This window comes from Marinilactibacillus kalidii (assembly GCF_017599325.1).
In the GTDB taxonomy this organism is placed as follows: domain Bacteria; phylum Bacillota; class Bacilli; order Lactobacillales; family Carnobacteriaceae_A; genus Marinilactibacillus; species Marinilactibacillus kalidii.
Window position 1 is genome coordinate 77,083 of sequence record NZ_JAGFVM010000022.1, and the last position, 24,168, is coordinate 101,250.

Here is a 24,168-nt window from a genome sequence, read left to right on the forward strand (position 1 = left end):
ACTATTTTTTGATTACGTACCTACGAGAAAGTATAAATAGTAATAAAAAGAGCATACTTACACTAGCAACAAACTGTAGCAAGCTGATACACCAACGTTTCTTAGGAAAACACTAAAATAAATCTAGTATTATTCTATTGGCTTAATTTATAATGGTAGAAAGAACAGGGGGACAAAGATATGAAAATTGGTGATCGATTAAAAGAAAAAAGGTTAGGGGCTTCTTTATCTCAAAAAGAATTGGGAGAGATTTTACATGTATCTAGACAGACCGTATCTAGCTGGGAAGTTGGGCGAACGTATCCAGATCTTGAGACATTGGTGACCATCAGTGAGTACTATGAAGTCCCACTTGACGACCTGTTGAAAGAAGATTCAAATATGATTGAAGAAATTTCTCGAAAGGTAAAAAGAAGTGAACGTAGGAAAGTACTGAATATTGTGCTTAGCGCATTGTTATTGATCGTCATTGGTTTTAGCACAACTTACTATTTCAATTCACGCCAACACGCTCAAATCAACGAAGAAGGTTTGAGTCCAAACGATCTCATTGAATCGTCTTGGGAACTAAACTACTCTCTTTCTAAAAATCTTGATCAGTCTTTTTTATCCTTCGACCAAAGCAGCGTAGCTATATACAATTCTCATAGGCTTAATGGCGCTTTAAGAAGTGATCTAGATGAAAACCATTCATCTGCAGGAGCGAATGAGCTACTTGAAAAAGGCATTGAAGACGGCACAAAAGAATATCCCGACATGACGATTGAATTGGACAAAAATTATTACGTTGTCACAGCGAATGGCTATTCACAACGGTTCAAGAAATTAAGTGATAGCATCATTCAAGATTTGGATGGAAATGAGTACCACAAAACCCTTTCTGAAAATACGCATAAAAGTCTTCGCATGATGGATGAAGCCATGTTGGATATGCTAGAAGAAAGTACGACTAAGTAAACGGTAGATTATCTGCACTTTTTTACCCACAGATAGATGATTGGACCAAATAGAAATATTTCTGAAAATGATCCTCTGAGAACGAATTTCTTGTCCTCTTCTAGCTCTGCAAGAATACTAGTCAAGAAAGCGAATGACCAAATACAAAGAGATAAGTAGAAAAAAAATAAGGTGCTCAGCAAGGTTTCAAATATATACCCTCTAACACCCTCATAAATGATAACAGTGGTGATAAAGAGTAGACAACCCATAAAGAACCCATTATTGGTAAATCTCATTTATTCTTTGTAACGCATCTAAATCTCCTTTTCATAGAGAAAGTTAGATAATATTGCAGGATATGCAACCATTATCTAACTTTCTTTTATATTTTTAAAATACTGCTCACAAGCTTTTGGATGCTCAAATACAATTAGTTCGCAATCATCCGGTAGTTCCGATTGAATCAGTTTAACTAGCTTTTCTCGTCTTGCTGTTTTAAAGTTCCAGACGTACTTCAAAAAGGGAAGATCTATTTTTTCCGGACAGCCCGGTGCCATGTCCTCTCGAACGCTTCCTAAGGTGGTGACTACTCGCTTCAATACTCTGTAAAAATAGATTCTTCGAGGATAATCTAAAAAGATAACCTGCGTACTCTGTGACAGTCTAGTAGGTAGTGTTTTTCCATAATTTCCCTCTATAATCCACTGATCATTTTTATCAAGTATTTGCTTTACCTCTTCTAGTAATGTCTCTTTGGATTTTTCCACCCAACCAGGATCAAAAAACAGCTGATCCATATGGAAAACAGGTAGATCAAATATTTGTCCTAATTGTTTAGCTAAGGTAGATTTTCCAGAACCTGAAGGTCCTACGATTGTAATTCTTTTCAACTGTTTTACCCCCTAAAATACTTTAGGGTACTATTCTATAATTTCATCAAACGGCACGTCAATGACTTCTTGTTAAAGGAGAAATCGAAATCTGGAATTTCCCTATCTGTCGTCTCCATAAAATCGATTCTGCTTGCTTCTCCTGACGTCAGGTGTTCGCTATTTTCTTCTCAACGTTACGACAGAACGATTCAACTATTATTCTCTCACACCGACATTTTCCATTCCCGCTTGTTCCTCATAGATTGAAACATCGAAGATTTGTTCTTCTGAATAATCTCCTTGAATGGAAAAACGTAAAACTGATTTATTCGTCAAATCATATGGGCTAAGACTAATCGTAAAGTATCCATCTGAATCTACTTTTGGAGCAACATCAATTTGTTCATAATCCGGTGGTGTATCCGCGGTACCAAGAGAAGCCTCTATAGCGTCTCCGGGATTTACCCTTCCTTCATAAAATGTTGTATTCATGTGAACGCCCGGTAACATTAAATTTTCTAGGACGCTCTTGTCGATACTTTCACCTTCAGCAACCAATTCTCTATGGTGTGCTTTTCTTTCTTCCTCACTCATGGTCACAATTTCGCTGATTGCTGTGTCTTGTTCATCATTTCCTACCTCAATTTCCTTCACTTCACCCGTCGTTTGATTGATCTCATACATTGAAATAATCGGTGCACCTTTTGTTTCATCAGTAGAAACAGGTGCATACATTGAAGCCGTATAAACCGACCCTTCATCTTGGATGTTGAATTCATAAAAATCAGTTTCTGTATAGTCTGCTTGTTCATTTATATAAGCAATAACCTTCTCTTCAGCTTCTTTTTTAGTCATTTTAGTGTTTTCTTTATTCTGATTTTCATCTTCAGTATCATCTGTATTTTCCACAGATTCTTCATCCGTTTCTGTATCGTTTGTACCCATACCCTCTTGATCTTTGTTTGAGTCTGTCTCTTCAGAAGTTTGTTCACTCTCTATTTGATTGGTTTCATCTGTTTCTGTTGTTTCATTATTACTACAACTCGACAATAGTAAAATAGACGTACTCAATATAAATAACTTTTTCATCAACTGTTCTTCCTTTCGGCAAGCTAGAATACTTTTAAAATTAATTATGATTTCTTTATTTTTTAACACTTTCTCATACTTCCTTAAAAAAAATATAACAACAATCTACTAGCTTAACAACTTATAGCCACTGTAATACATTTTTAACTATTGAACGCATTAAAAAAGCAGTGTTAACTCTCACAGAACAAAGGGCTAACACTGCTTACAAATAGTGATATACTTATCTCAAACTTATTTTTGTAAAATAATCACATCTGTTGATGCGTAATATAAGGTTGGAGGAAGATAATGAGGTACTTAGAATTGATAAACTACCAAGATAGTTGGCCGACTGAATTTGACAAAACAGCTAAAGAAATCAAGGTCATCTTTGGTGATACCGCTTCTCGTATTCATCATATAGGTAGTACATCTATTCCCGGTATGATGGCTAAACCGACTATAGATGTCTTAATAGAAGTCCAAGATATTTCATATGTGGACGCATTAAATACCAAGATGGAAGTAGCTGGTTATATCCCTAGAGGTGAAAACGGTATTGAAGGAAGACGATTTTTTATAAAAGAAGAACAGCAGAAGCGAACACACCATGTCCATGTTTTTCAAAGTGGTTCTGATGAAATCAACAAACATTTAGCGTTTAGAGATTACCTGATTGCTTTTCCAAACGAGGCAGCACGATATAAACAGTTTAAGAAAGACTATATCAAAGGATCTTCTCAGGACGTAGCTGTGTATCAACAAAGCAAACATAATCTTGTATCTGAGTTAACTGAGAATGCCTTAAAATGGAGGAAATCTAATGAATAAACAAATTTATCTATTCGCTATATTTACTATCACCGCTTTATCTATTTTAAGTGGTTGTGTCAACTCACTCGAACAAAATAAAGATGAAGATGAAGATATTAGTCAACACACGATAATCGATTTCTCTGACAACAGTACGGATGAAATTGATCTAACACCTCCTATCTTAACAGTCCAAGCTGGCGGAGAAGTTGTTGAACCTGTCATAGGTACATATAGTTGGAGTGATGAAAGCACAGAAGGAATGGATAATTCTGTAGAGGCCAATTCCGATTCTCCACCAGAACTTGTTAAAGACACTACACCCTTGCATTTAACCGATGAAACTTCGTATAATTTGGCCTTTGACAAAGCACCCGATAAGGTTACTGTAAAAGTGTGGGATAATGAAACAAATACGGTTATACCCGACGAAGACCTACTTTCCGTTGAAGGAGAAGTCACCTATGAAGTGCTAGCAGAATGGCCAGAAGGAACCGTCAGTTATGCATTTTTAGTTAATCAAGAGTAAGAGATAGATGCTTGATAATGAACAAACAAAGATAACGCCTTCTATTGATAGAGGAATGCTGTCTTATTAAAAGCTGCTACACTTAACCTAAATCCTACTGGATGAAACTCAAATTTTGCAAATTCAAGGCCAGCCTTAATGAAGTCAATTCCTTTCCCTGTCCCTGTCAATTTTGGATGTAGGCCTAACCCAATATCTAAAAAGTCGGTATTAGCATACACTCTATTTTTATTGCCACTAGGTACTTGAGCGCTTTTTCCAAAACAAAAAAATCCTATAAGTTTCTTGCTTTCTATACATGAAAAGTATCTCTCTTCTAACATTTCTTCTAAACTGTCTTCATTCATATCGTAGAAATTATATGGGCTAGGATATTTCCAATTAATAATATCTTCTGCTTCATTCCTACTCATTCTTTTTAAATGATAGATTTCAATCATATCCTTTTACTCATACTATCATAGTTTTTGATAACGAAACTTCCTATCAAAAGTTACTCAAGAATAAGGTGTTCTCTCGATAACAAGTTTTTTAATTATACTTCACTTAAAAGGCCTTTTTACTAAAATGTGAGCGATATTATAACCATATATCGTTTGTGCTATTGATTTATTGTTGTTAAAATTACTACATATTTCACTAAAAGGATGACTAAAATGATAAAAAAATCTAAAAAAGTAACGTTACTTTTAGCTTCAACATCACTACTATTATTCGCTTGCTCTTCGACAGATAAAGAAGAATCCTCAGAAGAAAAGATTGAAATGAGTGAGGAGGGAAATACCGACACTAAAGAGACAATCGAAAATGAGGCAGAGGATTCGGATGCAGTTGAAGCTGATTCCGAAGATAACGAGAATGAACACGTGGAGAGTTCGAATGAAGACGATGACTTTCAGTCTGTCGATGAGACTATCAGCGGCTCAACAGATGACAGCGATACAGCAGGGGAAAGATCAAGACCTGCCAATAGTCATATCAGTGATTTAGTAGGTATGAATAGTCAGGAACGTAAAAATTATCACGAGTCACTCGCTCCTCATCCTGAAGAAATCAACAAACGCGTATATGAACATCTCATGCTTCCAGGATGGCACGAAAACACAGAAGTGTATGAAGGACGTATTAATCCAGGAGAAGTCATTGAGTTTTCATTAAATGAATCTGGAGATATGGAAGATGTGGTACGAATCACTCCTGAAATCAACGACGAAGGATACTTTGAAATTATTAATCTCAATCGTAAAGAAATTCATGCAGGAGATGAAATCTTTGCACGTATCAGTCACGGCTACTCGCTCGAACAGGTATTTGTCATCCCGATTTATGAATCTGAAGAAAATATGGAATGGATTAAAGTAAAAGAATAATCAGTAAAACGGTTCTCGGTTCATCTATTAAAAACAGATACACTATTCACGGTTTAATGAGGTAATCGTATGCACTTTACCAAATGTATGACTATTAAACTTTATGCTTTAACAGCTAATGAGAAAAAAAGGCAGCGCCCTTCTAATAATAAGAATGGCGCTGCCTTTTTATATTGATGGTCCTTGCCGGGCTCGAACCAGCGACCCCTACCTTGTCGAGGTAGTGCTCTCCCAACTGAGCTAAAGAACCTTTTTTTCGTACTCCATTAGTATACCCTTTCTTCATTGATTTGTAAAGATTCTGTTTGCTCAAAAGGATTCAATCCTTTTCTTTTTCTGCTCCGTACTTCATAATAAGATTAACAACATTCGGAGGAGACGGAACCAGATGGATACGAATAAATTATCGAAATTCTACAAAAAAACACATGCAGAAAAAATCTCAGCACTCAAAGAGGCAGGGGTTATTTCTTTAGAAGAAGCCACGGTGCTAACGGAAGATGGATTAGATCTAGATCCTTCAGTCGGTGAACACATGATTGAAAATTATATTGGAAATTATTCTCTACCACTAGGTATTTCTACAAACTTTGTTATTGACGACAACGAAGTACTCGTCCCAATGGCTATTGAAGAACCATCCGTCATCGCAGCGGCTAGTTTTGCGGCAAAAATCATTGGTTCAGCGGGTGGCTTTACGACCGCTGTCTCTGATCGATTGATGATTGGGCAAGTCACGCTTAAAAATGTCAAAGATATGGAACAAGCTGCTCAAAATATCAAAGCAGCTGAACACAACATTTTAGAGCGCGCTAATGAAGCGCATCCTTCTATCGTCAAACGTGGCGGAGGTGCAAAAGCGCTTGAAACACGGATACTCGAGGCAGATCCTGAAGAAAACATTCCAGCATTCCTCGTCGTTCACTTGCATATAGACACACAAGAAGCGATGGGTGCGAATATCGTCAACACAATGATGGAGGGCATCGCACCTTACATTGAAGAGCTGACCGGTGGAAAAGCATTGTTACGGATTCTGTCCAACTACGCAACTGAATGTTTAGCAACAGCTACTTGCACGATTCCAGCACACAAATTAAAAACCGGTGACTATACTGGCGAAGCGGTACGCGACCGCATTATTGAGGCTTCTCAAGTAGCCTTGGCAGACCCTTACCGAGCGGTCACCCACAATAAAGGAATCATGAATGGCGTCGATGCCGTCGTGGTAGCTTCCGGGAATGACTGGCGAGCGATTGAAGCCGGCGTACATGCTTATGCTGCTCGATCTGGGCAGTACCGTGCTCTATCAAAATGGCAAAAGAATGACCAAGGTGATCTAGTGGGTACCTTGACACTTCCGCTAGCGATTGGAACAGTCGGTGGTTCAATCAGTATTCATCCCGGTGCGAAACTTGCTCACAAGTTAATGATGTACCCTGATGCTAAGAGACTTGAAAGTATCCTTGTTTCTGTTGGTCTTGCACAGAACTTTGGTGCAGTGAGAGCATTGGTAACGGACGGTATTCAAAAAGGCCATATGGGTCTGCACGCTCGTTCTTTAGCGATCAGTGCCGGTGCTAAAGGTGAACACGTTGAATTAATTGCTGAACAACTTAAAAAAGCGCCTCACATGAACTTGCAGACAGCAAAAGAACTACTGAACAACCTTTAAAAAAAAGCATCTTCTAAAAAAACGACTGAGTAGCAGCAACAATCTCGCTGTACTTGGTCGTTTTTCATTTTCTCATTATTTTGAAAACGAGACCGTACGATTAAAGCAATATATCTTTGATCACAATAGATACTTTGTATGAGGCATAATGATTTAGTTTCACTAAAAATTCATCCATTACATCACTTGAACTAAATTCACCTTCAACGAGATAACAGCCTTCTCCACTTATTCTATAAGCTTTTTTGACACAACCTCTTTCCTCTTCGATAAACTTTAAAAGTGGTTCATGACTCGTCGCTTTTATAATCAAGGTAATAAAGGCTTTGATACTCATTTGATTTTTTTCAAGTTTAACTGTTGTCGTATAGCCTTCTATGACCCCTGATTCTTCCAGTCTAATCACTCGATCCGCTGTAGCTTGTCCAGATAAATGAACCTTTTCACCCAACGCTTTCATCGTGATTCTACCATGCTGTTGAAGTTCTTTTAAAATTAGCTCATCTGTTGCATCAATCATTTATTTTATCCTTTCAAAAATCAAGTAAGATCATTAAAAGACTTGATTCTTTCTATATTAAAGAAATCACTATAAGTATAAAATAGAATTACACAAAAACAAAGGAGATTTGATCATGAAGATACAGTTGATTAGAAATGCAACGCTAAGAATCGACTATGCTGGAAAACGATTCTTAATTGATCCGTATTTAGCAGAGAAAGGGACCTATGATCCTGTCAAAAACACGATAAGACAAGAGGCGAAAAATCCAATTGTAGATTTACCTGTATCAATAGAAGAAGTTACCGAGAACATAGACGCTGTCGTGCTAACACACTTGCATTTAGATCATTATGATCCTGTTGCAAGAGATAGATTACCTAAGGAAATGCCTATTTTTGTCCAAAATGAAACTGACCAAAAAATCATCGAAAACGACGGATTTAAAAACGTCCGTATCCTTCAACTGCACACAGATTTTGATGGGATTAGCCTTAGTAAAACTGCTGGTGAACACGGACGTGGAGAAATAAAGGTGTTAACTGGAAAAGTCTGTGGGGTCGTTTTTAAACATTCTTCAGAGAAAACCCTCTATATTGCAGGAGACACTGTTTGGTACGAAGGTGTTCAAACGGCACTTCACACACATACGCCCGATGTTATCATTGTAAATGCCGGTGCGAATGAGTTTCTACAGGGTGGCCCGATCGTGATGAATGAAAAAGATGTGCACGCGCTTCATTTGGCAACACCAGCATCAACCATCATTGCTGTCCATATGGAAGCAGTCAATCATTGGATACTTTCTAGAAAAAACCTACGGGAATACGCTAGAGAAAATGATTTCTCAGAAAAATTACTTGTGCCGAATGACGGCGAGACTACACAAATTTAAGTCACTCACAAAAAGCTATGGTTAGCCTTACAGCCCCCACAGCTTTTTTAATACTTGTCATCAACTAATTTTCGTACCATTTGGAACAGGGTCATCTAAATTTAGCAACACAACTGCTTTATTTGCGAGCACACCGCCAAGGATCAAGACTTCGGATTTATATCCTGCAATCCGCATAGACGGAAAATTTATGACCGCGATTACCTGTTTCCCCACAAGCTGTTCTGCTTCGTATCGATCTGTAATCTGTGCAGAGCTTTGTTTGATGCCCCATTCTTCCCCAAAGTCGATGCGTACTTTATACGCTGGCTTTCTTGCTTCTTCAAAAAATGATGCTTCTAAAATGGTTCCAACTCTGATGTCTAATGACTGAAAATCCTCAATCGTTGCCACGAAAATCACTCCTTATTATCCTTCATAGTAGAGATTGATAACAGTTTTTTCAATAAATTTTTATTAATATCCATTAAAAAACGCGATGAGAAAAATTCATCGCGTCTTTTGGTTATTTATCTTCTTTTGCTCCAGAAAAACATACCCAATCCACTACTTAATAATAGAGATCCAACGAACCCAGTAATTGACGTTGTCATCCCAGTTGCGGGCAGAGCTTGTGCTTTACTGACTTCCTCATTATCGCTAGAAAAAATTGGTTCTTCTTCTATTCTTATATATCCTTCAGCTTCTCGATCCCCTACTATATCGAGCATTTCTCTATGGTTACTTTTATTTTCTAGATTTTCTGCTTCCGGCATCGTTTCCGGTTCAGAAACAGTTGGTGTGTCAGGTGTACTGATTGTTTCCTCTGGCTCTTCTGGTTCGGTAACTTCCCCAGGTGTCTCTTCAATTGGTGCCCCTGGCGCTGCCTCTACTGGAGGCTTTGGTGTTACTTCCGGCGTCTCTACCGCAGTCACGACTTGACCGCTGATGCCACCATTTTGAATGCTTAACTGATAGGGAATGACCGTTCCATCATAGTAAGTGAAGGTCAACGTATATTGACCATCTGATAGAATCGACGTATATCTAGTTAGCAAATCAATGGTATTTTCTGATTCGTTTGGTACAAATTCACTGCTGTGTTCTAAGAATCTCCACCAGCTATTATTAGAAACGATCGCGCCTGCTTCATTTTGAGAGACCACTGATTTTAGTTGGCTTCCATTATAAGCAGTCGGAATACGGATACCTTCACTGACCGTTCCTTGTGCTTCAGACATTACCGGCGCTTCGCTATAAACGAGGGTTTGATACCAGTCGGCACCACCATCGAACTGTAGTCTGAGGGTTGACTCACTTCCGGTCACACCGCCTGTTCTTTCTAGCAAACGATTAAGATAGGCTTCTGTAAGTTGTAAGTTCGTCCCTTGCATCGTGTAATCCACACCCGCAGTCAGGGCAGTATCGCCTTCACTAACAGCCGCCAGTGTTAGACCATTCAGTGTCAATGGAATACTTATCCCACTTTCGGGAACTGTCCGATTCAAAAACGTTGTATCCCATCCCGTTGAATAAGCAGAACGCCCTTCCATTGATGACTCAATCATGTCACCAAACCTGGTATTTTTCCATTGGTAGGTATAGCGATCAATATGTTGGCCATTATCCCAGAGAATCAAGTTGAGCCCTTTTTGATCCGCATAATAATTGATAAATTCCAAGAATTTCAGCGTTTCGCCCAATGGGTTTACGTCGTCGCCTTTGTCATAACCCAATAAGCCATATTCACCGATAACAACACCAATACCATTTTCCGTAAACGTCTCAGCGATTCGGTCAAAGGTATTGATCAAACTCGTTCTAGCCGTAACCCCGTCCCATAATTCATCATCAAATTGGGTCGTGCCTAAATTAGCACTGAATACCCATTCACTATAATAGTGAATCGTCGCGATAATATTTTCGTCTTCCAAGCCAACGATCTGTTGATAAAGGGCATCTAATCTACTTTGTGCTGAATCAGTCACTAAAGTTGGTAAAATAAGCATTCTTTCGGCATTGCGTCCCCCGGAATTTCGAATGATCGTATGGAAAGTATTGTTGATTTTTTCAAGATGACTAAGCGCATTCGCTTCGTCTGTATAGAATTGTGGTTCGTTAATCGATTCAAACATGACCCGTTCATCATAGTCTTTGAAACGATCTGCTAGTTGTTCCCAAATTCGAACGTATTTCTTATACGCTTCGGCTTCCGTATTACCATCCCAATCGGCTAGCCAGATCCATGAATCGTGATGCACGTTGATCATGACATACAAGTCTTCTTCCAAAGCCCAGTTGACGACTTCTTCATATCGATCAAGAAAAGCTTCGTCGAGTTGATAGTTCGATTCCGCCCCACCAACACGCATGTGCGCTGTGAACGGCATGCGGATACTATCGTAACCTTTATCTTTTACGCTAGAAATAAGTTCTCTCGTCACAACTGGATTAGACCAAGATGTTTCGCCAGTATCTCCTGCTTCATCGAATCCATCGAACGTATTTCCTAAATTCCATCCACTGCCCATAGCCTCGACATAACGTTGAGACGGTGTCTCTTCTGCTGCCTGAACTTTCTTCGTTGATGCCCAAGGTATCACGACCATTAAAGTAGCCAGTATTGCAATCAATTTTTTCATTATTGACTGTCCTCCCAGTTTTTTATCGGTAAAAACATCGGCTGTTGTTTTAAGTGATTCGGTTGATTATGACGCGGTCAGTATCTTTACCGCAAATGATTTAAGCGTTAAGGTCTTCTCTACTGTTTCATTGTTCAGCAAGTTTTTATATCCTGAGAATGGTAGGTCGATGCTATGATGTGTTTCAGTATGGTTCATGACAAAGTAATATTGTTTATCTTCTTTCACACGACAAGCAATTTCTACGCCTTCTGGTAAATGATCAAAGCCTTCAATCGTTTTCTCGTTTAGTATATGTCCAATCAATTCATTCAGCAAGTGTTGTTCTGGAACTGTCGCAACATACCACGCTTCACCTTTACCAACTGTATTTTTCGTCACAGCCGGCATACCTTTATAAAAGTCTGAACCGTATTCTGCTACGACTTCTGCTGTTTCTGGATGAACCAGATCACACAACATACGACACGTGTAGGAAGAATGTTTGAAGAAATCTGCTTTTGTATGCACAACATTGGTTTGTCCGGGTGCTAAAGCATCGATTTCTTCAGCCCAAATCCCCAATACTTTTCTCAGTGGACCAGGATACCCACCTAAATGAACATTGTCACTTTGATCGACAATCCCACTCATAAAGGTTGTAACAAAGGTACCACCAGCTTCAACAAATGCTTCGATTTTTTCAGTTAATCCTTCTTTCACCATATACAGAACGGGCGCTAGTATAACATCGTACTGACTGAAATCAGCTCCTTCATGTAGCATATCGACTGCCACTTGCTTGGCGTAGCAAGCATCATAGTACTGCTGAATCTGTTCGACATATCGAAGATCAACAGTTGGCCCGCTTGTATATTCCAAAGCCCAATACGTATCCCAGTCAAAGTAAATACCTACTCTGGCTTTCGTTTCTGCACCAATCAATTGATCGCCTAACTGTTCCAATTCTTCTCCAAGTGCTGTGACCTCTCGAAAGACACGTGTGTTTTCGTGTCCAGCATGTTCGATGACTGCACCATGGAATTTCTCTACGGCACCTTTTGAGCGACGGAGTTGGAAGAACTGAATCGTATCCGCACCATGCGCAATCGTCTGATAACTTTGCGCGCGCATTTTCCCGGGGCGTTTTAAGGAATTATAAGGTTGCCAATTTTGTTGACTGGGTGTTTGTTCCATCAACATAAAGCTTTGTCCATCTTTGAGGCCACGCATCAAATCATGATTCATCGCTACATGGCTCAGCGGTGTATGATGACTTGGATAATTATCCCAAGAAACGATATCCAATTCTTTCGCCCACTTAAAGTAATCGAGTCCTTTGAAGGTGCCCATCAGATTCGTTGTTGCGGGTGTCTCATCAAATAAGCGAATGATGTCCCGTTCCATTTTATAATTATCCAATAAACTATCTGAATTAAAGCGACGATAATCAATGGATAATCCAGCAAAAGCAGCCGCTGTGTCACTAATACCGTCTCCTAGATAGTTTGGCGGAATGATATCGTCAAAACTATAAAGCGTATGTCCCCAGAAATGCATATTCCATGCTTCATTGACTGCTTCAATAGAACCATATTTGTTTTTTACCCAAACACGGAAAGCTTTTGCGCAGTTGTCGCAGTAGCATTCCCCGCCATACTCATTAGATATATGCCAGAGTTTGATACTTTGGTGGTCACCATACCGTTCTGCTAGTTTGTATACAAGTTCACTGGCAAATCGCTTGAAACTTGGACTATTCGGACAATGGTTATGTCGATGACCAAATCCATGCTTTCTTCCTTCAAAGTCCACTCTTTTCACATCTGGGTATTTTCTACACATCCAAGCTGGCAATGCCGCTGTAGCGGTAGCAAGAACGATATCCATGCCTTGGCTGGATAGTCGTTCTACGATCTCATCTAGTTCTTCAAAGTTGTATTCTTCTTCAGAAGGCTGTAGTTTCGCCCATGAAAAGACGTTGATCGTTGCTGAATTGATATGCGCTTTTTTAAACATACGAAGATCTTCATCCCAGACTTCTTTTGGCCATTGTTCTGGATTATAGTCTCCTCCGTACAACATGCGGTCAAACAATTGTTTACTCATTGATTCCCTCCTGATGTGTCTTATTTTGTTAATTGAACGTTAACTTCTGTGCCTTCTACAGAAATGCGTGTGCCAAAATCAGTGGCTTCTATTTTTCCGTTTTCTACTGTTTCTACGTTATGAACGTTATGCAATAAAACAGCTTTTACATCAATATGATCGACTTTTATGTTATACGCACCTTCAGCAAAATGTACACTAGCTGTGCCGACTACTTTACCTGAACGGTCTACAATACGAGTCGTTGCTTCTACGCCTTCAGACACTTCGAATACATGTAGCGTAACGGCTTCAGCATAATCATATTCTGCTTGCGTATCTTGACTACCTTCTACAATGATACTATTGGGTCTTGCAAGTAGGGGTAAGGTATCATAACCATGTGTTTCGTTATGCCATTTGCCACCTTCGATTTTTTCATTCGTCAAATAGTTCGTCCATGTTCCTTCAGGTACATAGTAGTTGACCGTTCCTTTATCGTTAAAGATTGGCGCTACCAGTAAAGAATCTCCTAGCATAAATTGTCGATCAAGCGTGTGACTAGTCATATCTTCAGGAAACTCGAGCACCATCGAGCGCATCATTGGTATACCTTCAGTCGCTACTACAGCTTGATTCATCAAGTATGGCATTAAGCTTAATTTCAGTTTTGTAAAGCTTCGTGTGACATCGACTGCTTCTTCATCATAGACCCAAGGCACTTTGTATTCTTTACTTCCATGATAACGACTATGGGAAGAAAGTAGGCCAAATTGTGTCCAGCGTTTATACAAGTCGGGTGTACACCCTTCTTCAAATCCGCCAATATCATGACTCCAATAACCGAAGCCGCTCATACCAAATGACAATCCCGCTCTTAAAGATTCTGCCATTGAAGGATAGTCAGATGTACTGTCTCCACCCCAGTGTACTGGGAATTTCTGTCCACCGACTGTTGCAGAACGCGCAAACACTACTGCTTCGTCATCTTTATTTTTAGATTTTGATAAGTCAAAAACGATCTGATTGTATAGTTGCGTGTAATAGTTGTGCATCCGTTCAGGATCTGATCCATCGTAGTAGACAGCATCTACTGGAATGCGTTCACCGAAGTCGGTCTTGAAGGAATCGACACCCATATCCATCAACTTCGCTAAATGATCTTGATACCATTTAACCGCTGCTGGATTTGTGAAATCAATAATGGCCAATCCTGCTTGCCACTTGTCCCACTGCCAAACATCTCCATTTGGTCGTTTGATAAAGTAACCTTTTTCCATACCTTCATCAAACAAGGGCGATTTTTGCCCAACATAAGGGTTGATCCAGACACAGATTTTTAATCCTTTTTCTTTTAATCTTGTCAACATCTTCTGTGGTTCAGGGAATGTGCGTTTGTCCCACTCAAAGTTGACCCACTCATATTCTTCCATCCACAAACAGTCAAAATGAAACACTTCTAAAGGAATATCTCGCTCGATCATACCGTCCACAAAATGATTGACCGTCGCTTCGTCATAATCAGTTAAGAAAGACGTACTCATCCAGAGACCAAAGGACCAAGCGGGTGGTAATGCCGGCTTGCCGGTCAAATTTGTATAATTTTCGAGTACTTCTTTCATAGAGTCACCTGCAATGATAAAGTATTCCATCTCTTCACCAGGCACGCTGAATTGAACACGAGATACTTTTTCACTACCGATTTCATAACTGACTTTTTTTGGGCTGTTGACGAATACGCCATATCCTCTATTGGTCATATAAAATGGAATATTCTTATAAGCTTGCTCTGTTCCGGTTCCACCATCTGCATTCCAGATATCAACTGTCTGGCCATTCTTAACGAAAGAAGTGAACCGTTCACCTAATCCGTAAACCAGTTCACCTACATCAATCGTCAGTTGTTCACTAATGTAAGACTGATTTTCAAGTGGTTGACGAATATAAGCTTGTCCTCTAGGTTTACTAGCAGTCAACACTTCTCCATCTTTTTCAAAGCTGATTTCGAATTGATCACCTTTTTGGATGTGGGCAGAAAGTGCCCCACTTTTTAGTGAAGCTTCTGTTTCTCCATCCTTGATTTCGACAGTAGGATTTTGTTTATCCAATTCAAATGAAGGACCCGCTGCTACAGTGCCTTTATGATGATAGACTTTGACCCCGATAATGTTTTCGTGCGGTGAACTGAGTTCTACCGTCATCATACCGCCGTCTAGCGTACCGCCTTTATCCGCGACGTACCTGAATGGTGCGTAAACCGTTAGTTGTTTATCTGTTTTTCTTGTTGCATACACATGGGCTGGATAGTCCACTTCATATCCTTCTTTAACCAGCCATCCTCCGTCTAGAAACTTCATCCTGTCACTCCTATTTTATATTTTTGCCGTTTTGTTCGATAACCTCTTTGTACCAGAAATAACTTTTCTTCGGTATTCTCTTGAGGTCTTTTTCCTCTTGTTCTGTTCGATCAACAAAAACAAACCCATACCGTTTTTTATAACCATTCAACCAGCTTAAGAGATCCGTGAATGACCATGCACAATAACCAATCATTTCTACGCCATCAGTGATCGCTTTTTTCATCTCTACAATATGTTTATTGAGATAATCGATCCGATAATCATCATTGATCTCACCTTCATCTGTTAAGGTATCTTTTGCGCCTAAGCCATTCTCTGTTACAAAAATCGGTAAGTCATATCTTGCGTACACTTGTCTCAGTGCTAGTCGGAAACCGACAGGATCAATTTCCCAACCCCATTCTGTTTTTTCTAAATAGGGGTTATCCAATGACTGATACATCGGAATCTCTGGGCTTTGTGACTGCTCTTCTTTCGGTTGCATCAAGTAAGGATCTGTTGACGAGAATTGTTTGTCTTGTTCATTACCCTGTGTAGGTTTTTCAATTTTATTTTGTTTTACAGTTCCTCCGTGATAATAATTAATGCCTAAAAAATCTGGTTTTGCTTTTTTAAGCACTATTTTGTCTTCTTCTGTCACCGTTGGCGCAATGCCTTTACGCTCGAGTTGTTTGAAGACTGCTACAGGATATCTCCCTTTACAATAAACATCCAACCACCAGCTATTACTGAATTCATGTGCATTTTCCGCTGCTAACACATCACTTGGATCAGCCGTCAGTGGATAGACCGGACCGTAACCAAAGCTTGGACCGATTTTTCCGTTGGGAACCATTTCCTTGAACAAGACAATGGCTTCAGCGTTTGCCAGATTGATGATGTGATTGGCTTCAAACATTCGTTTCGTGTCAGTTACATTTGGCGGATGCGTTGCCCATCTATAGCCCATGCTTGTAAAAACATTCTGTTCATTGAAGGTGACCCAGTAGTGAACTTTTTCTCCAAGTCGTTTAAAGAGTACTTTGCAGTATTCTTTAAATGCACGAATCACTTCTCTGGATTCCCATCCATTATATTTTTCTTGGAGCGCTAGCGGTAAATCCCAGTGATAGAGCGTCAAAACAGGTTCGATACCGTTCTCAATCAGCTCATCAACTAGATTTTCGTAGAAAGCCAACCCATCTTCGTTGACTTGCCCTTCTCCATCCGGTAAGATTCTAGCCCATGAAACAGAGAATCGATAAGCTTTCAATCCCATGTCGGCCATCAGTTTGACGTCTTCTTTGTAGCGATTGTAGTGATCGATGGCTACATCTCCATTGGTTCCTTCATAGGTTTTACCTTCTATTTTAGTGAATTCATCCCAGATAGATGGTCCTTTTCCATCTGTGTCATACGCACCTTCGATTTGATAAGCTGCCGAAGCTGCTCCCCACAAGAAGGACGTTGGAAATGCGTCTAATTTTTCCTGATACATGTTAAGCTCCTTTTTCACTCTGTATTTTTCTATTGATATGCGCCGTTAAAAAGATCCACGCACCGATGATACCCGCATCATTTCTATATATTGCTGTTTCGATCTCCGTACGGTGATTCTCCCAGTGAATGTTTCTTTCCAGTTGCTTCTTGATCAGTGGAATCAATTTAGGATTTGCACTAATTCCTCCACCGATAACAATTCTTTGGGGATTAAAGGAAACAGACACGTTGAATATACCTGTCGCTAGATAATATGCCCAACGCTCAACAAGTTCATTGACTACTGGATCGGTCTCCATCTCTTCCAAAATCGTCCGTGCATCTACGAATGTTTCTTGTGAAACATTTTTAAGTGCTTTAAATTCGCGAATCAAAGCCGCTGTAGACGCATAATCATGCATCGTTTTATCAGGCTCATTTATCATATCCATTCGCATCATACCGAATTCACCAATTTTGTATTCATTACCATATAAAATCTGTCGATCATAGGCAACTGCGCCACCAATCCCCGTCCCGACCGTCATCAAAACGACATCTCTCAATCCCTCAGCTGCGCCAAATGTCAGCTCAGCCATCAAGGCACACTTCGCATCGTTCTCTACGTATACTGGGTAAGAAATGTACTGAAGCAACAAATCCTGTATATTCTCTCCATACAAATGCAGTAATGCTCCAGCGGTGATCAATTCTCCCGTTCCTTTTTTAACAATGCCTGGGATACTCATAGCGACGCCCTCAATCGTTTCAACAGCTTCATAAAGATGAATCTGTTCAACCAATCCTGATACAAAATCCTCTGTACTCGTGTGGATCGTCGGAAAGAATCCTTGTTTTAAAATGATGCCTTTCTCGTTAACTAAGGCATGCTTGCTATTCGTGCCACCGATGTCAAAGCAAATATAGGCCATCGTTTTAACTCCTTCACAGTCTGATAAAAAAAGAGATGAAAAGTATATGTTCCTATAAAAGGAGGGTATATACTTTTCATCTGGTTGAACAACTTATTCAGTTTCTCCCCATAGTTCTAGTCTATCTTTGATAATCTCAGTCATTTGAGTATTTGCTTTTTCAATCCCCATTGACTCTAGTTCAGCTTGCATTTCTTCCCATATGCCATCAAAGTCCGCTGGGTCTGCTAAGATTGCTTCTGTGACTTTTTGAGTCGTATAATCATCTGCTCTTTGTTGAATCACATTTACATCGCTGCCTGTTGGTAAAGCAATTTCCCAAGCACGACCATGTTTTGGTGTTTCTAAATCTTCAGTAGCCGGGAACAAGTCTACCCAAAGGTCAGCATCGTATCCTGCTAGCGCTTCTTTTTCAGCATCAGAGTATTGTGCCATAATATCTTCTGCGCCCATTCTACCGATTGTTTGACCATTAGAGTCTACTGCTGCAGAACCCCATTGTGGGAACGGATGAATGTATGCACCTACACCTGATTCGATTGAATAGTTTGGATTTGTTTGAGAATTTTTCAAGTCATCTTCTAACTGAACACGTTTGCCATCTACTATTTCATAGTGGACACCTTCAACGCCCCAGTTCATTAAAATCTGTGCTTCTTCTGTTGCAAACCAATCTAAGAAATCAAAGGCTTCTTCTTGATGTTCTGATCCAGATGTAATGGAAACACCTGTCATTCCTGTGAAGCCATAATCTTTCAATGTTTGAACTTCAACACTTTCATCTAAACCTACAGGTAGTGGTGCCCATAGATTCCACTCATTGCCATCCGCTCTCAGTGCTGCTTCTGCTTCTGTGAAGTTCCAATCCTGATCTGCGATACCAAGTACTCTTCCTGAAGAAAGTTTAGAGACATAAGTGTCATTTGTATGCGTGAAAGACTCCTCATCCAACATTCCTTTTGCGTTCATGCCATTTAACCACTTGAAGTACTCTTTTAATTCTGGACGCTGGAATTTGTAAGTTGCTTCACCTTCATCTGTTACGTACCATTGACCATCACCTTCGATACCGCCTACTGCACTAGCTGGATCGCCAACTGTAATGAGCCAATGCCAGTCACTACCAGATAGAGACATTGGAATCCATGGTTCACCGTCTTCATTCGTTGGGTGCATTTCCATGTATTCTGTCAAAGCATTCTCATAATCTTCAAGAGTATTGATTTCTGGATAACCTAATTCCTTAAGGACTTCCATTTGTAGTCTTAACGTACCACTGGTTTCCAGATACATATTTTCAACGCCAGCTGTACCTACGTGGTAAATGTTAGGATCTTCTGTACTTCTTCTTAATCGGTCTAACTGATCGCCATACATGGCTTTGATATTATCTCCACGCTCTTCAATTAAATCATCTAACGCAATGACACCACCTGCATCAATGAGTTGGTTCAATCCACCTTTGCCGTAAATCAAATCTGGATAGTCACCGCTGGCAATCATCAATGCGATCGCTTCTTGATCATCTCCACCAACTGGGTATGAAAACTCTAATCTCACGCCTGTTCTTTTCTCGATTTCTTGTGCAACAGCGTTATCAAATGGATCGTCTTGAGTCAAATCCGCGCTGAACATCTTGAGTGTCAAAACCTCATCTTCACCATCAGCTGATCCTGAAGCGTCATTGCTGCTATCATCTCCATTACCACATGCTGCTAGCAAGAATAAACTAGAAACTAAAATCGAACTTTTTATCGTAAGTGCTTTCATTTATTTTTCCTCTTTTCCTTTTCTTTTTAAATTGCTCAAGCTCGTTGATTATTTTACTGCACCTAACGTTAAACCTGATACGAAATACTTCTGAAGGAATGGATACACACAGACAATCGGGAAGGTTACGATAATCGTGATCGCCATTCTAATCGACTCAGGATTGACCCGTATAGCGGTTCCACCTGTTTGAGCGAGCCCACTGACATCCGCCGCTCTCATAGAAGAAGCGTTATTTAAAATCTGCATCAATTCATATTGTAAGGTCGTTAAATTCACATTAGCGCCTGCATAAAGGTACGTATCGAACCAGTTGTTCCACTGTCCAACGGCTACGAATAAAGCAACCGTCGCAAGTACTGGTACACAGAGTGGCATGATGATTTTAGAGAAAATCGTTATTTCATTCGCCCCATCCATTTTAGCAGATTCTTCGAGCGCATCTGGTAACCCATCAATAAAGGACCTTATGACAATAACATTAAAGGCATTGACCAATCCCGGGATGATGTAGACGGCGAATGTATTCACCAACCCCAAACCTCTGATAACCAAGTAGGTTGGAATCAACCCACCACTGACATACATGGTTAAGACGAGCAAGATACCTAATGGTCTTCTTAAAATAAAGCTTTTTCTACTAAGAATATAAGCTAATACCGCACAGCAGAAAGTTGCTGAAATTGTTCCAATGACTGTTCTGAGTACTGAATTTCTAAAAGCAATCAGCAAATTATTATTTGAACCAAACACCTCTCGGTAGTTTTGTAAGGTAAATTCTCTTGGGAAAATCGTTAATCCACCTCGCGCTGTATCAACCGAACTATTAAACGAAATAGCTAGGACGTGCAAGAAGGGATAAAGGGTGACGATCACCACAATCACCATCATGACGGCGATAACATAATCTAGCGTAGTCGCTCGATCACTCCATTTTTTCTTCTTTTTCTTTATGAATGGCTTATTTACTGGTGTATCCATATTATTCCTCCTTTCTACATGATTGAGATGTCACTTGTTTTCTTGGCGATCGAGTTAAAGGTTACGATCAGCGCAATGGAGATAACAGATTTGAATATCCCGATCGCTGTTCCGTAAGAATACCTGAACATGCCGATACCATAGTCTAATGCATATTTTTCAATAACAATTGCTGCATCTGCTACGATATTATTTCCTAACAGCATTTGTCGTTCAAATCCAATATTGATAATATTACCGATATTCATAATCATCAAAATAATGATAATACCCTTGATTGATGGTAAGGTGATATGCCACATTTTTTGGAGACGACTCGCGCCATCTACGTGAGCAGCTTCATACATTTCTTGATCAATGCTTGTCATCGCTGATAAGTAAATAATGGCGTTCCAACCTGTTGATTTCCAAACATCTGCACCTGTTACAATTCCCCAGAACATATTCGGTTTTGCCATGAAATTGATTGGGCCACTCGTGATGTTTAAAAATTGTAATAATTCATTTACAATACCCGTATTTGCTAGAACCGTCGTCACTAAGTTGGCTACTACGACCCATGATACGAAATGCGGTAGATACGAGATCGTTTGCGTAAATTTTTTGAATTTTGTAAATCGTAATTCATTTAGCAACAAGGAAAACGTAATCGCTGTTCCCGTCCCAAAGACAAGTCCTAATCCACCCATACCTAGCGTATTTTTCAATGCCGTATAGAAAAGTGAATCTTTGAATAATGTCTGAAACTGGGTAAAGCCTACCCATTGTGAATCAAAAAAGCCATTTTGTGGTCGATATTCCTGAAAGGCGACAAGCCAGCCAATCAGTGGTGTATAAGCAAAAACCAGTAACCAAATCACAAAAGGTATTGTCATAATGATTAGTAGTTTCTGTCGTTTGATCGCTTCCCAGGTGATTTTTTTCTTCGGGATTTTCTTTAATTTTGTATTGGTCATTCCTTTACTGTTCACATCCATCGATTTAGAAGAATCCATCTATACCCACCCTCTTTGATTTATTTCCTACACCCATAATAATTGATAACGCTTACAATAACTACAGTGTTATTCTGCCCTCAACATAGTAAAAAATGGACACTTTATAAAAAAGTAGCCATTTTTTTGGGATAATTGATTAAGTTCATTGAAAATCTAGCATTAATTTTTCTAGTATTTTGTGGTTGCTCCGCATGAAATAATACCCAGAGACCGAAAAAATAAATAACAGTGCATAGCCAGCGAATCCATAGAAAATCACCATAAAAGCTACTAGTAGGAACAGTAGCGACAGAGAATTTAGTTTATTTCTAAACAGTAGTAAGATAGAAAAAATCACAAGATTTTTTGTCGTGACTTCAAAACGGGCTAAAATAGAAAATGCATAAATAATGGTAACGGTCAAAATTGCTAATGCAATCAAGCTGATGATCGTCAAAAAAAGCCATCCGCGTTCCAACACATATAAAATGTCTACGCTCAAGATAACGAGCACTAAAATAATAAGTGCCCAATATTTCGTACTTTCTTTAAAATTGCTTAGATAGGCTCGCCAATACTCTTTTGTAGGCTGAATCGTCTTTTCTCTATAGAGTTTACCCATCACATAAAATAGGGCAGTCATACTAGCACCTGTTGGGATGAGTGCTACACCATAGATAAGTAAATTGGAAATACTTAGTGGCAGAAAAATCAGTGCCGATAAAATCAATACGTTACTCACTAGAAAATAAGTATTCGTTAATAAGAAGTAATAGATATATTGGGTTGCTTTATAAAAAATCGTATCTGTAGAATTTCTCTCTTTCATTCCATCGCCTCCTGCTGATGCTTCTGGTAGCCCTTTGGACTAACTCCAAATTGCTTCTTGAATTTTTTGTGGAAGTAGTCGTAGTTTGCGTAACCTACCATCTTGGCAATCTCGTACACATAGAGCGATCCTTCTTCAAGAAATTGTTTGGCTTTATTCAGTCGAATCGTATCCAAGTAGTCATGGTAACTGACTTTCATATCTGCTTTGAATTTCTTACCTAAATACGACTGACTATAGTTAAAGTGATGCGCCAATTCTTTTAAATTTAAATTCAAGTGATAATTTTTCATGGTATAGCGTTTGATTTCTTCTACGATATCTTGCTTTTCAAAAGCTTCATAGAAGAAACGTCCAAAATCATAAAAGGTAAATTCCAAAAAGTCAGCGGTCTGTTCAATCGACGATTCTTTCCAGATAACCGATAAAATCTTGTCCTTTTCGATTTCTTTGACTGGTTTATGCATACTCTCTTCTAGAAATTCTACACATTCAATAAAAACATAAGACCAGTCCCTTTTGACTTCTTCAACCGTTTTATTGGAATGCTGAAAGAAAGAAACGTAGTCATCCAAGACACATTCAATTTGCTCTTTATTGTTATCCTTGATGGCCTTCTTCAACTTTTTCAGTAACTCATTGACCGATAACGGATACGCTGCTTTTGTCTTCAAAAGAGAACTGAGTAGAATCTGCTCATTTGGAAAAATATAAGATAAATTATCCAGTTCTCTAATTTCATCGTAAAGAACAGGGAGTCCTTCATACTTTTCTGTTACTGAGCTTATTTTTATTTGAACATGTTCTACTTCACTGAAGCATTGGACAACATGCTCGAATGCTTGCTGTTCTTCGTTACAAATCAATAAGAGAATCGTTCGGCCATCCGTGTAGGTATAAAAATGTTCCTCACCAACCAACGTTTTCTCAAAATCCAATAATAATTGTAAATCGATACGCTTTTCTTTACTAGACATTTTCATCAATCGAAAGCTTCGGTACTGTGTTAAACGACTCAAATCGAACATTTTTTCCCGGTACATGATATAGGAAAATAATTGATTGGCGAATAAATGCTTCTCTATATGCGTACGCTCTTTCTTTTTCACCTGTTCTTCATCAAGTTGTGCTTTGATTTTTCTCAAAATAACGACAAGCTGTTCTTCATCAATTGGCTTGAGTAAATAATGAAGCGCTCCTAGAGAAACAGACTTTTGTGCATATTCAAAATCTGAATAGCCTGATAATACAATAAACTTTGCATCTAATTGACGCTTTTTGGCTGCCTCGACCATTTCTAAGCCATTTAATCCTGGCATACGAATATCTGTGATCACAAGATCTGGCTGTTTCTTTTCTATGGCCTCTAATCCTTCTATGCCATTATCCACAGATTCGACAATTTGAAAGCCTTCTTTTTTCCAGTCGATAATATACGCCATGCCTTCTCTTACAATCGGTTCATCGTCCACTAAAACTACCGTGTACATATTATTCCTCCTGTTGA

At 39.2% G+C, this 24,168-nt stretch carries 21 protein-coding genes and 1 tRNA gene; 6 read left to right on the forward strand and 16 right to left on the reverse strand.

The annotated features are described in order from the left end of the window. Nucleotides 1-180: 180 nt before the first annotated feature. Nucleotides 181-957, forward strand: a complete 777-nt coding sequence (locus J5J05_RS04385; RefSeq protein WP_208559449.1) for a helix-turn-helix transcriptional regulator — start codon at nucleotides 181-183, stop codon at nucleotides 955-957. Nucleotides 958-1,310: 353 nt separating this feature from the next. On the opposite strand, the gene J5J05_RS04390 is transcribed toward J5J05_RS04385, so the two are convergent. Further along, a complete protein-coding gene (locus J5J05_RS04390; RefSeq protein WP_208559450.1) occupies nucleotides 1,311-1,829 on the reverse strand; it encodes a P-loop NTPase family protein in 519 nt (172 codons plus the stop codon). Nucleotides 1,830-2,027: 198 nt separating this feature from the next. Next, nucleotides 2,028-2,900, reverse strand: a complete 873-nt coding sequence (locus J5J05_RS04395) for a hypothetical protein (protein WP_208559451.1) — start codon at nucleotides 2,898-2,900, stop codon at nucleotides 2,028-2,030. Between the two features lie 291 nt (nucleotides 2,901-3,191). Here J5J05_RS04395 and J5J05_RS04400 point away from each other — a divergent pair, with 291 nt between their 5' ends. Both J5J05_RS04400 and J5J05_RS04405 read left to right on the forward strand, forming a co-directional pair. After that, complete coding sequence (locus J5J05_RS04400) at nucleotides 3,192-3,713, forward strand: GrpB family protein (protein ID WP_208559452.1); 522 nt, start codon at nucleotides 3,192-3,194, stop codon at nucleotides 3,711-3,713. Beyond that, nucleotides 3,706-4,224 (forward strand): hypothetical protein, encoded by a 519-nt coding sequence (locus tag J5J05_RS04405; RefSeq protein WP_208559453.1) that lies wholly within the window; start codon nucleotides 3,706-3,708, stop codon nucleotides 4,222-4,224. The genes J5J05_RS04400 and J5J05_RS04405 overlap by 8 nt, the downstream gene beginning before the upstream one ends. Before the next feature lie 41 nt (nucleotides 4,225-4,265). Here J5J05_RS04405 and J5J05_RS04410 read toward each other — a convergent pair whose 3' ends face one another. After that, complete coding sequence (locus tag J5J05_RS04410; protein WP_208559454.1) at nucleotides 4,266-4,664, reverse strand: hypothetical protein; 399 nt, start codon at nucleotides 4,662-4,664, stop codon at nucleotides 4,266-4,268. A gap of 216 nt (nucleotides 4,665-4,880) precedes the next feature. Between J5J05_RS04410 and J5J05_RS04415 the strand changes: the two genes are divergently transcribed. Next, a complete protein-coding gene (locus J5J05_RS04415; RefSeq protein ID WP_208559455.1) occupies nucleotides 4,881-5,594 on the forward strand; it encodes a hypothetical protein in 714 nt (237 codons plus the stop codon). Between the two features lie 177 nt (nucleotides 5,595-5,771). On the opposite strand, the gene J5J05_RS04420 is transcribed toward J5J05_RS04415, so the two are convergent. Further along, a tRNA-Val gene (locus tag J5J05_RS04420) sits at nucleotides 5,772-5,844 on the reverse strand. Nucleotides 5,845-5,961: 117 nt separating this feature from the next. Between J5J05_RS04420 and J5J05_RS04425 the strand changes: the two genes are divergently transcribed. Then, entirely contained in the window at nucleotides 5,962-7,269 is a 1,308-nt protein-coding gene (locus J5J05_RS04425) for a hydroxymethylglutaryl-CoA reductase, degradative (protein ID WP_341868502.1), read from the forward strand. A gap of 100 nt (nucleotides 7,270-7,369) precedes the next feature. On the opposite strand, the gene J5J05_RS04430 is transcribed toward J5J05_RS04425, so the two are convergent. After that, nucleotides 7,370-7,789, reverse strand: coding sequence for an Lrp/AsnC family transcriptional regulator (locus J5J05_RS04430; RefSeq protein ID WP_208559457.1), 420 nt, complete (start codon nucleotides 7,787-7,789; stop codon nucleotides 7,370-7,372). A gap of 115 nt (nucleotides 7,790-7,904) precedes the next feature. Here J5J05_RS04430 and J5J05_RS04435 point away from each other — a divergent pair, with 115 nt between their 5' ends. Next, complete coding sequence (locus J5J05_RS04435; RefSeq protein ID WP_208559458.1) at nucleotides 7,905-8,666, forward strand: MBL fold metallo-hydrolase; 762 nt, start codon at nucleotides 7,905-7,907, stop codon at nucleotides 8,664-8,666. Between the two features lie 60 nt (nucleotides 8,667-8,726). Here J5J05_RS04435 and J5J05_RS04440 read toward each other — a convergent pair whose 3' ends face one another. From J5J05_RS04440 to J5J05_RS04490, 11 genes are all read right to left on the reverse strand, one after another. Beyond that, nucleotides 8,727-9,059, reverse strand: coding sequence for a tRNA-binding protein (locus J5J05_RS04440; RefSeq protein ID WP_208559459.1), 333 nt, complete (start codon nucleotides 9,057-9,059; stop codon nucleotides 8,727-8,729). A gap of 116 nt (nucleotides 9,060-9,175) precedes the next feature. Next, nucleotides 9,176-11,287 (reverse strand): cellulase family glycosylhydrolase, encoded by a 2,112-nt coding sequence (locus J5J05_RS04445; RefSeq protein WP_208559460.1) that lies wholly within the window; start codon nucleotides 11,285-11,287, stop codon nucleotides 9,176-9,178. A gap of 66 nt (nucleotides 11,288-11,353) precedes the next feature. Further along, nucleotides 11,354-13,375, reverse strand: coding sequence for a beta-galactosidase (locus J5J05_RS04450; RefSeq protein WP_208559461.1), 2,022 nt, complete (start codon nucleotides 13,373-13,375; stop codon nucleotides 11,354-11,356). A gap of 20 nt (nucleotides 13,376-13,395) precedes the next feature. Next, complete coding sequence (gene yicI, locus J5J05_RS04455; protein ID WP_208559462.1) at nucleotides 13,396-15,711, reverse strand: alpha-xylosidase; 2,316 nt, start codon at nucleotides 15,709-15,711, stop codon at nucleotides 13,396-13,398. Nucleotides 15,712-15,721: 10 nt separating this feature from the next. Beyond that, a complete protein-coding gene (locus tag J5J05_RS04460) occupies nucleotides 15,722-17,191 on the reverse strand; it encodes a glycoside hydrolase family 1 protein (protein ID WP_208559463.1) in 1,470 nt (489 codons plus the stop codon). A 1-nt stretch (nucleotide 17,192) separates the two neighbouring features. Beyond that, entirely contained in the window at nucleotides 17,193-18,104 is a 912-nt protein-coding gene (locus J5J05_RS04465; RefSeq protein ID WP_208559464.1) for an ROK family protein, read from the reverse strand. Nucleotides 18,105-18,197: 93 nt separating this feature from the next. Continuing rightward, complete coding sequence (locus J5J05_RS04470; RefSeq protein WP_208559465.1) at nucleotides 18,198-19,874, reverse strand: ABC transporter substrate-binding protein; 1,677 nt, start codon at nucleotides 19,872-19,874, stop codon at nucleotides 18,198-18,200. A 48-nt stretch (nucleotides 19,875-19,922) separates the two neighbouring features. Then, nucleotides 19,923-20,855, reverse strand: coding sequence for a carbohydrate ABC transporter permease (locus J5J05_RS04475; protein ID WP_208559466.1), 933 nt, complete (start codon nucleotides 20,853-20,855; stop codon nucleotides 19,923-19,925). A gap of 14 nt (nucleotides 20,856-20,869) precedes the next feature. Beyond that, nucleotides 20,870-21,850 carry an ABC transporter permease gene (locus tag J5J05_RS04480; protein WP_244244608.1) on the reverse strand — a complete coding sequence of 327 codons (981 nt, stop codon included), beginning with the start codon at nucleotides 21,848-21,850 and terminating at the stop codon, nucleotides 20,870-20,872. A gap of 145 nt (nucleotides 21,851-21,995) precedes the next feature. Beyond that, on the reverse strand, nucleotides 21,996-22,661 hold the full coding sequence (locus J5J05_RS04485; protein ID WP_208559467.1) for a DUF624 domain-containing protein: 666 nt from the start codon (nucleotides 22,659-22,661) through the stop codon (nucleotides 21,996-21,998). Next, nucleotides 22,658-24,151, reverse strand: coding sequence for a response regulator transcription factor (locus tag J5J05_RS04490; protein WP_208559468.1), 1,494 nt, complete (start codon nucleotides 24,149-24,151; stop codon nucleotides 22,658-22,660). The genes J5J05_RS04485 and J5J05_RS04490 overlap by 4 nt, the downstream gene beginning before the upstream one ends. Nucleotides 24,152-24,168 lie beyond the last annotated feature (17 nt).

Bases quoted from the DNA above. Each gene is read 5' to 3' on its own strand.
- J5J05_RS04385 (WP_208559449.1), top strand. From the start codon at position 181: ATGAAAATTGGTGATCGATTAAAAGAAAAAAGGTTAGGGGCTTCTTTA.
- J5J05_RS04395 (WP_208559451.1), bottom strand. From the start codon at position 2,900: ATGAAAAAGTTATTTATATTGAGTACGTCTATTTTACTATTGTCGAGT.
- J5J05_RS04400 (WP_208559452.1), top strand. From the start codon at position 3,192: ATGAGGTACTTAGAATTGATAAACTACCAAGATAGTTGGCCGACTGAA.
- J5J05_RS04405 (WP_208559453.1), top strand. From the start codon at position 3,706: ATGAATAAACAAATTTATCTATTCGCTATATTTACTATCACCGCTTTA.
- J5J05_RS04410 (WP_208559454.1), bottom strand. From the start codon at position 4,664: ATGATTGAAATCTATCATTTAAAAAGAATGAGTAGGAATGAAGCAGAA.
- J5J05_RS04415 (WP_208559455.1), top strand. From the start codon at position 4,881: ATGATAAAAAAATCTAAAAAAGTAACGTTACTTTTAGCTTCAACATCA.
- J5J05_RS04430 (WP_208559457.1), bottom strand. From the start codon at position 7,789: ATGATTGATGCAACAGATGAGCTAATTTTAAAAGAACTTCAACAGCAT.
- J5J05_RS04435 (WP_208559458.1), top strand. From the start codon at position 7,905: ATGAAGATACAGTTGATTAGAAATGCAACGCTAAGAATCGACTATGCT.
- J5J05_RS04445 (WP_208559460.1), bottom strand. From the start codon at position 11,287: ATGAAAAAATTGATTGCAATACTGGCTACTTTAATGGTCGTGATACCT.
- J5J05_RS04450 (WP_208559461.1), bottom strand. From the start codon at position 13,375: ATGAGTAAACAATTGTTTGACCGCATGTTGTACGGAGGAGACTATAAT.
- yicI (WP_208559462.1), bottom strand. From the start codon at position 15,711: ATGAAGTTTCTAGACGGAGGATGGCTGGTTAAAGAAGGATATGAAGTG.
- J5J05_RS04460 (WP_208559463.1), bottom strand. From the start codon at position 17,191: ATGTATCAGGAAAAATTAGACGCATTTCCAACGTCCTTCTTGTGGGGA.
- J5J05_RS04465 (WP_208559464.1), bottom strand. From the start codon at position 18,104: ATGGCCTATATTTGCTTTGACATCGGTGGCACGAATAGCAAGCATGCC.
- J5J05_RS04470 (WP_208559465.1), bottom strand. From the start codon at position 19,874: ATGAAAGCACTTACGATAAAAAGTTCGATTTTAGTTTCTAGTTTATTC.
- J5J05_RS04475 (WP_208559466.1), bottom strand. From the start codon at position 20,855: ATGGATACACCAGTAAATAAGCCATTCATAAAGAAAAAGAAGAAAAAA.
- J5J05_RS04480 (WP_244244608.1), bottom strand. From the start codon at position 21,850: ATGGATTCTTCTAAATCGATGGATGTGAACAGTAAAGGAATGACCAAT.
- J5J05_RS04485 (WP_208559467.1), bottom strand. From the start codon at position 22,661: ATGAAAGAGAGAAATTCTACAGATACGATTTTTTATAAAGCAACCCAA.
- J5J05_RS04490 (WP_208559468.1), bottom strand. From the start codon at position 24,151: ATGTACACGGTAGTTTTAGTGGACGATGAACCGATTGTAAGAGAAGGC.